Annotated in this window: 6 protein-coding genes; 1 reads left to right on the top strand and 5 read right to left on the bottom strand. The window is 62.7% G+C overall.

Annotation, left to right across the window (positions count from 1 at the left end; all coding sequences use genetic code 11):
• Positions 1–351: 351 nt before the first annotated feature.
• The 3 genes from ACVOMB_RS20350 to ACVOMB_RS20340 all read right to left on the bottom strand — a co-directional run bounded on the left by ACVOMB_RS20350 (position 352) and on the right by ACVOMB_RS20340 (position 5,332).
• Complete coding sequence (locus ACVOMB_RS20350) at positions 352–1,557, bottom strand: hypothetical protein (protein WP_481532844.1); 1,206 nt, start codon at positions 1,555–1,557, stop codon at positions 352–354.
• 293 nt (positions 1,558–1,850) lie between these two features.
• Complete coding sequence (locus tag ACVOMB_RS20345; RefSeq protein ID WP_481532843.1) at positions 1,851–4,511, bottom strand: M1 family metallopeptidase; 2,661 nt, start codon at positions 4,509–4,511, stop codon at positions 1,851–1,853.
• An 89-nt stretch (positions 4,512–4,600) separates the two neighbouring features.
• Positions 4,601–5,332 carry an AraC family transcriptional regulator gene (locus ACVOMB_RS20340; protein WP_481532845.1) on the bottom strand — a complete coding sequence of 244 codons (732 nt, stop codon included), beginning with the start codon at positions 5,330–5,332 and terminating at the stop codon, positions 4,601–4,603.
• Between the two features lie 170 nt (positions 5,333–5,502).
• Between ACVOMB_RS20340 and ACVOMB_RS20335 the strand changes: the two genes are divergently transcribed.
• Complete coding sequence (locus ACVOMB_RS20335; protein WP_481532842.1) at positions 5,503–5,913, top strand: hypothetical protein; 411 nt, start codon at positions 5,503–5,505, stop codon at positions 5,911–5,913.
• A 149-nt stretch (positions 5,914–6,062) separates the two neighbouring features.
• On the opposite strand, the gene ACVOMB_RS20330 is transcribed toward ACVOMB_RS20335, so the two are convergent.
• Complete coding sequence (locus ACVOMB_RS20330; RefSeq protein ID WP_481511078.1) at positions 6,063–7,355, bottom strand: adenylosuccinate synthase; 1,293 nt, start codon at positions 7,353–7,355, stop codon at positions 6,063–6,065.
• A gap of 246 nt (positions 7,356–7,601) precedes the next feature.
• Positions 7,602–7,787, bottom strand: coding sequence for a DUF2065 domain-containing protein (locus tag ACVOMB_RS20325; protein WP_481532841.1), 186 nt, complete (start codon positions 7,785–7,787; stop codon positions 7,602–7,604).
• Positions 7,788–8,066 lie beyond the last annotated feature (279 nt).

Below are 8,066 nucleotides of genomic sequence, written 5' to 3'. Positions count from 1 at the left end.
GGCTTTGTTTTGTGCTTTTTCTTTGTCTACGTCTTGTCCTTCGGCGTTGGCTTTGTCTTCGGCTTGTGCTTTGGCTTCCGCTTCGGCTTTGGCTTCGGCTTTTCCCTTCTCCCGTTTACGGGAGAAGGTGCCCAACGGGCGGATGAGGGGGGCTCTAGATTTTTACTACAAACTCGCCCCTCACCTCACAAGCGAAAGATGGGTGTTGAACACACCGTCGGGCGGGCAGGCTCCGCGCTTACCCGCGCTACGACCGCACTATTGCCCCACTTGAACAAACAGCATTACCGTATCTGCGGCCTTTTCTGCACCCTACGAAATCGCCCTACCGAGAATGGATCCGCACAGATGTCAGTAGCCGGATGGCCATTCAAACGTCTGCGCGACCTTGCCGGCGGCGCTCGCGTTCGTGTCCATGTCGCGGACTCGTTCGTCCAGCCTTTCCCGTGAGGCATTGCAGTACAACAACGCCGACTGCAAGCCCTGAAAATGCGAATAGCTGATCGACATGCAGATGGTCTCTCCGGCGATCACGCTCGAATTGTCGCGACAGCTGACGTCGCCTACCTTCCACTTCCCCGGATTCGCCTGCTTCACCGCAGAGAACACTGCGTCCAGCGTGGCACCAAGCGCTGCGTGACTGGTGTCGGCAGAACTCATCTGGCGAACCGGCGTTCGCAGCAACAGCGCCGGGCTGGCCCGTTCTACCGCAGCAAGGCAATAGGGCGCTTGCACCGTACCAGTCGTGCCCGCCACCGAGCCCGGAGCTGATCCAACCGACTTGGCTTCAGAGGCATGCACCGGAGCAGCTGATTCGACAGCAGCCACCTTCCCACTCGGCGTCCATTGGACAACGGTGTACTTCGTATTGAAGCCACCAATCAGCCTGCGATAGTCGTGCTCGGCCTTGTCGGCTTCCGCGCGGGTGTCGTAAGGGGCACAAAGCGGCGCATTCCCTGCAGGGATACCGTTTGCACGCGCAACCGCATCGAACTCCTCCTGATAGGCTGGAGCCTGCAGGATGGCGGCCTCGAATGCGCGTTCACCGGGCACTGCAATCTCGAATACACCACTGCTCACCGTCCACGCACGGTCAACGTAACCCGGCACGTCCGTGGTCGTCGCATAGCAGCGGAAGAAGCGTGAAACCGATGCAGTTGGTGCTGCCGCTGACGCCAGCGCCGTCGGCGCGGTCCAGTCGACGTCGTGCCAATTGCCGACCTTTACGAAATACATGCGCTTGTCCCAGAGCTCCCGTTGCTGCTGTCGAAACGCCTCGGCCTCTGCCCGCGTCGGCAATGCGATGCAGCTCTTGTCACCCGCTCCGCCCAGCTGCGCAACATGCCGGTGGAACTCACCAGCCAGACGATTGAGCACTTCAACGTCATGGCCTTGCACGCCAAACTCGAATACCGGCGACGCCCATATCTGGGCCTGTGCGCGCCCTGTGTCCGTCAATGAACACCAGACAAAATTTGTTCCGGGCACCGTCTGTGCAGCGACGGCCAGTGGCGGCAAACAAAGCGCGGCAACCGCCAGCGCAAGAATGCGACTCATAGTGCCTTCCCCCTGTGGATTCGGACGTCCGATCGGCACGCCGCCCCCGCGGCCAGCCAGGCGCAGTCTGCCACGATCCTGGCCAGCGCGGCGCCAACGCCCTCGGCATCCGCTGCTTTCCCCAGTGGCTCGCTTTGCCAGCACAGTGCAAGCCGCCCTATCCACCCCACTTCAACTCTGGCAGTCCGCTCCTCCCGGGTGGCAGGTGCACATGTCCTGTAGCCCGTGTGCCCGTATGCACACGGGCACACGGGCACACTCCACTCTATAGCTGCATCAGCTGACCCCTCGGCTCAGTAGCCCCGCTGCTTCAACCAGGCATCTACCTGCGGCTTGCGCTGTTCGCGCAGCCGCAGCTTGGTCTGGATCCCGGCAATCACCGTCTCCGCATCACGCCGCGAGGTCGGTGCGATGTGCGCATCGGCGAATGCCTTGATCTTGTCCACCATCTGCAGGTTGTCCGCACTGCGGCCGAGCCCCGGGTAGTAACGCGCACGCGAAGTACTGTCGACCAAGGTGTCCACCTTCTCGCGATGGGCAACGGCGAAGTCGAACGCCAGATCCGCATGCTCGCGCGATACGCCGCCAATCATGCCCGCACTGTTGGTCGCACCCGGCTCGTCGGTCAGCGCCATGTCCAGCGCGCGCTGCGCCAGTACCTTGTCCTTGGTCACAGCCAGCAAGCCGTAATACTGGTCACGCACCATCGCCGAGGTTTCCTGCTTGGCCAGCGCGTGCAGCTTGTCCCAGGTTGCTGCGTCGGCATTGCGCGCAACCACACCCAGCACACTGCTGCGCAGGTCCGGCGACAGCGAATCAGGCTGGGCCAGGAAGACATCAAAACGGCGCTGCGCCTCGGCAATCACCTGCACATCGTCCAACGCCGCCAAGGTGTCGATCAGGCCACTGCGCAACTCCTTGGTCTGTGCCGAGTCGCTGTCCTTGCCATCCCAACCCAGCGCCTGCAGTACCGGCGACAGGCGCGAACGCGCATAACTGCGGAACGCCGCCTGACGTGTGGCATCACCATCGAACATGCCGTCAATACCACTCAAGGTACCGGCGGCCATGTCCCACAGATCGGTCGGCGCGTCGGCGCTGATCTTCGCAGTCAGATCCAGCAGGTCGGCATCGGGCTGCAGGCCGGCTGCGGCCAATGCACTGGTATCCATCAACACACCGAGCTGGTCGACGACCGGCAGCTTGTCGAAGCTGGTGCTCAATGTCTTGAACTGTGCTGGTGCATACAAGGTGCGGTAATAGCCTTTCTGCCCGGCATTGACCAGCAGCGGACCGCTGCAGCCTGGCAGCTGCACGGCAGTGTCTCCATCGACCAGCGTGTGCACCACATCGCCACTGCCCACCCGCAGGCTTACCGGCACACGCCAGTGCAGTGGCTGCTTGTCCTTGCGATCAATCGTGTATTCACCCTGGCTCAGCTTCACCTGGGTATTGCCCGCCACGCAGCTGCTGCTGGCGCGGATCAAGGGCACGCCGGGCTGCAGCGTGAAGTCATGCGCGACCTCAATGAAACGCTTGCCGGGTGCAGCCTTGTCGATCTCGGCCCACAGGTCGTCGGTGACTGCATTGCCATAAGCGTGGGTGGCAACATAGCGACGCACGCCATCACGCCAGGCATCGGCTCCAACGTAATCCTCGAACATCGAGATCACCGCCGAGCCCTTGCCATAGGTGATGCCGTCGAAGGCCTGACTGGCCTGCTCCACCGTCTCCACATGCTGCACGATCGGATGGGTGGTGACGTAGGCATCACGGCCCATCGCGCTGCGACTGGTATGCGCGGCGTCGACGTTGTTGATGTCCCACTCCGGATGCAGCTTGCGGGTGGTGCGGGCCTCCATCCACGAAGCGAAACCTTCGTTGAGCCAGAGATCGTCCCACCACGCCATCGTCACCAGATTGCCGAACCACTGGTGCGCGATCTCGTGCGCGGCAATCGAGAACACGGCTTTCTTGTCGGAGACGCTGGACACGGCCGGATCCAGCAGCAGCGCATATTCGAAGGTGAAGATCGCGCCCCAGTTTTCCATCGCGCTGAAGAACTGGCTGCCGCCGGGTGCCGCAACGTTGTCGAGCTTGGGCAGCGGATACTTCACGCCGAAATAGTCGTTGTATTCACGCAGCACCTCGGCGCTGCTTTCCAGCGCGAACTGCGCCTGTTCGACCTTGCCGGTCTGCGCAATCACGCCGATCTCGGTGTCGCCTTCCTTGACGGTGACGCGCTCGAACTCGCCGCTGGAGAAGAACAGCAGGTAGGTCGACATCTTCGGCGTGGTCTGGAACACCACCTGCTTCAGCCCCTTGCCCAGCGACTTGCTGCTGGCCACCGGCATGTTGCTGATCGCCATCTCGGCTTCCGGCACGGTCACGCTCAAATCGAACGTCGCCTTGAAACCCGGCTCGTCCCAGGACGGAATGAAGCGGCGTGCATCGGAATTTTCAAACTGGGTGAACAGCGCGCGTTTCTTGCTGCCATCGGCTACCGGGTAATCCAGCGCGAACAATCCATTGGCCTGGGTGTTGATGGTGCCGCTGTAATCGATGCTCAGCGTGTAGCGGCCCGGCTGCAGCGGGTTGCCCACCACAAAGCTGGCGGTCTGGTTGGCCTCATCCACGCTGACCGTGGCCGGCATCGCCTTGCCTCCGGCGGCCTGTAGCTGGCTCTTGCCGAAGCGCATGCCCGCTGCCTGCAAAACAATACTGTTGGTGGGCTGCAGCACTTCCAGATCAATGCTGACCTTGCCGTCGAAACCCATCTGCGCCGGGTGTGGCGTGATCTCCACCCGGTAATGATCCGGACGTGCGGTGCGCGGCAGCTGCGTGGTGGCTTCATTGCGGGCCGCAGCGCCGGCTGCCGGCCCAGCCGCAAAGGCGGCGGGCGTGACAACGCAGGAAAGGGCAAGACTGATCGCGACAACAAGGGAACGGCGCATCGAAGCTCCTGACGACGGAAGGACATGGGCTTGATGCCCACCAACTCCGCATCATCTGCCCCTGCAACGCCCCCCAACACTCCCGGAAGTCATAGCCCGACGCGAGCAGCTTCCTGTTGCGCGCGCTCAGCGATCATCGCCCGGTACTGCCGCGGTGCCATGCCGACTTCAGCCTTGAACTTGCGGGTGAACGCACTCTGGTCGCTGAAACCGCAGGCCTGGCCAATGCTAGCGACACTGTCCTCGCCATGCAGCAGGTGCAGTGCGATCTGGATGCGCAACCGCGTCAACACTTGTTGCGGCGTCATCTGGAACACCTTGCGGAACGAACGCTCCAGCTTGGACAGCGAGAAGCCGGTGATGTCCAGCAAGGTCTGCATGCGCACGTTTTCGGCGTAATGCGTGTTGAGGTAATCCAGTGCCAGCCGCAGCGGTTCGTATTGGGATTCCAAGCCGCCGCGCTGGCCGAGGTCGCGCGAGATGCCGATCAAGCCGATCACTTTGCCGTTCTCTACGATGGGCCGCTTGCAGGTCAGGCACCAACCCGGCTGCTGGTTGGGGAACAACTGCAGTTCCATCACGTTCTCGATCACCTCGCCGGCCAGCACCCGCGCATCCTGCTCGGTATAGGCCTCGCTCATGCCGACCGGGTACAACTCGTCGGCGCGCTTGCCGATGGCGTCGCTGCGCGACTTCATGCCCAGCCTCTGCATCATCGTCATGTTGACGTGGGTGTAGCGCCCATCAATGTCCTTGGCGAAAAACAGCACGCTGGGAATGGCGTCGAACAGGGCTTCGATTTCGGCAGGGTCAATACGCATCGGGTCAGTCAGGCTGGCAGCGGGGGCGTGCCAGCGCATTCTAGCCAGCCCGGGGCCGCTACCGCGCTGGCCATAAGTACTTGTCGGTGGCCGCTACCGCCAGATGAAGAAAAGTCCCGGGTCGGTATTGCCTGCATGATCGGGCGTATACGCACCAGGATCCTGCCCCGATGAGCCAAGCCATTCCTTCCAATCAGTATGCAGTGGGCCAGCTGTGGGCCTGCCAGGGCCGCCATGACGGTGAGCAGCCTACCCTGCTGATCAACCGCATCGACCAGCATCCGCTCGGTGGCGGCAACATCTACCACGTGACCCTGGACGGATTGAAGATCCGCAATCCCCGCGTGCCCGAGGGTGTCATGACCCAGCTCGCCCACGCCCCGGTCACCGACCAGACGCTGCAGCGCAGCCAGCTTCGCCTGCTTGGCCAGCAGGCCGCAGATCCGGTGTACCTGCAGGGCTATGGCCAATGGCGCGAAGCGTTTGATGCCGGAAATGCCGGTTCGTTTGGGGTCAGCGTGGCGACCATTCTGGAGATCGTCGAGCGGCAGCTCAACGGTACCCCGCTGGAGCAGCCGTAACGCCGAGCCATGCCCGGCGGACGCCCTACCGGTAACGCCCCTGCCGAGCATGGGTCGGCACTACCGGTTTGAATGCGTTGTTCATCCGGGTTTGAAACGACAACGCCCCGCTTTCGCGGGGCGTTGCCTGATACATCATGGTGCGGCTATCAGCCCCACGGATCCTGCAGGACCATGGTGTGGTCGCGGTCCGGGCCGGTCGAGACGATCGACACCGGGCAGCCTGCCAGTTCTTCCAGCGCGCGCAGGTAGGCGCGTGCGGCCGGCGGCAGCTTGTCCCACTCGGTCACGCCGTGGGTGTTCTCTGTCCAGCCCGGGAACTCCAGGTACACGGGGGTGCATTCTTCCCAGCCCTGTGCGTCCAGCGGGGCGTATTCCGAACGCTTGCCACGGTATTCATAGGCAATGCAGACCTTCAGCTTTTCCATGCCGTCGAGCACGTCGAGCTTGGTGATGCACAGGCCGGAAATACCATTGATGGCCACGGCGCGCTTCAGCGCGACGATGTCCATCCAGCCGCAGCGACGCGGACGGCCGGTCGAAGCGCCGTACTCGGCGCCACGGTCACGGATGCCCTGGCCGATTTCATCGTCCAGCTCGGTCGGGAACGGGCCGCCGCCAACGCGGGTAGCGTAGGCCTTGGCGATACCGAGCACGTAGTCGATGGCATCGGCGCCAACGCCGGCACCGGCCAGTGCACCACCGACGGTGGTGTTGGAGCTGGTGACGTACGGGTAGGTGCCGTGGTCGATGTCCAGCAGTGCGCCCTGGGCGCCTTCGAACAGCACGCGCTTGCCCTGCTTGCGCAGGTCATGGCAGATGCCGGCAACGTCGGACTTCATCGGCTCGACGTACTCGCCGAAGGCCAGTGCTTCCTGATACACGGTGTCGAAATCGACCGGCTCCACACCCAGGTACTTGGTCAGCACGAAGTTGTGGTAATCCAGCGCGGTGCGCAGCTTTTCAGCCAGCTGTTCCGGGTAATGCAGGTCGGCGATGCGGATGCCGCGACGTGCAACCTTGTCTTCATAGGCCGGGCCGATGCCGCGACCGGTGGTGCCGATGGCCTTGCCGCCTGCTGCCTTCTCACGCGCCTGATCCAGTGCAATGTGGTACGGCATGATCAGCGGCGCTGCCGGCGAGATCTTCAGGCGCGAACGCACTTCCACGCCAGCGGTTTCCAGCTCTTCGATTTCCTTGCGCAGGGCGGCCGGGGAAATCACCACGCCATTGCCGATCAGGCACAGCGCGTCATCGCGCAGGATGCCGGACGGAATCAGGTGCAGGACGGTCTTCTTGCCGTTGATGACCAAGGTATGGCCAGCATTGTGACCACCCTGGAAACGAACAACTGCGCCGATTTCCTCGGTCAGCAGATCGACGATCTTGCCCTTGCCTTCATCGCCCCACTGGGCGCCGAGAACAACAACTGATTGACCCATGACGGGTAACTCCTGAATTTTGCTGCGGCCATCGGGGCCGCGGACGGGGCCGTGCGCTGCGCTGCAGTCCGCCATCATGGACGCCCCATCGGGGAGCATCCGGCAAACGCCAGGGCCATACACGGAAAAAGCCGAACGGGGCACTCCAGGAGGAGTAAGCCCGACCGGCTTTTGTGGATTATCCGGGTTTTGCCTGACAGCTACCACCCCCGAGGCTGCAGGTTGGTATGGGCGTCAGGGTTTGGTTCAGTGGCGGACCCACCAAAGGACCGCCAGGCCTACGAACAGTGCCGCGGCGCCCATTCCGCGCAGGGATGCAGCAGGCTGCTCCAGCAGCTGCGCGGCCATCCGCTTCCACGCCAGCGGCGCGATGAACAGGAACAGACCTTCGATGATGGCCACTAGGCAGAGGGCGGAAAAGAGGTCTTGCATGCGTCAGAGTCTTCAAAAAAAACAGGTAGTGCCGAGCCATGCTCGGCAGGGGCATTACCGGAATAGCCGAACCTGTAGTGCCGAGCCATGCTCGGCAGGGGCATTACCGGAATAACCGTTGTAGGAGCAGCGTAAGCCGCGAAGCCGACACCGATGAAATCACGGGCTTGGCTGCAATCTGATCAGTCCCGGGCTTCGGGGGGGAAGGCCGCCACAAGTTATTTACGGCAAAACCCCCCCCCCCGCCGGAGGGGCAAAAAAAACACCCAACACCCGGGG

This window comes from Stenotrophomonas sp. STEN018 (genome assembly GCF_056760235.1).
This window is presented reverse-complemented; position numbering and strand designations above follow the sequence as displayed.

Coding starts and splice junctions, on each gene's coding strand:
- ACVOMB_RS20350 (WP_481532844.1), bottom strand. CDS start 1,557: ATGAGTCGCATTCTTGCGCTGGCGGTTGCCGCGCTTTGTTTGCCGCCA.
- ACVOMB_RS20345 (WP_481532843.1), bottom strand. CDS start 4,511: ATGCGCCGTTCCCTTGTTGTCGCGATCAGTCTTGCCCTTTCCTGCGTT.
- ACVOMB_RS20340 (WP_481532845.1), bottom strand. CDS start 5,332: ATGCGTATTGACCCTGCCGAAATCGAAGCCCTGTTCGACGCCATTCCC.
- ACVOMB_RS20335 (WP_481532842.1), top strand. CDS start 5,503: ATGAGCCAAGCCATTCCTTCCAATCAGTATGCAGTGGGCCAGCTGTGG.
- ACVOMB_RS20330 (WP_481511078.1), bottom strand. CDS start 7,355: ATGGGTCAATCAGTTGTTGTTCTCGGCGCCCAGTGGGGCGATGAAGGC.
- ACVOMB_RS20325 (WP_481532841.1), bottom strand. CDS start 7,787: ATGCAAGACCTCTTTTCCGCCCTCTGCCTAGTGGCCATCATCGAAGGT.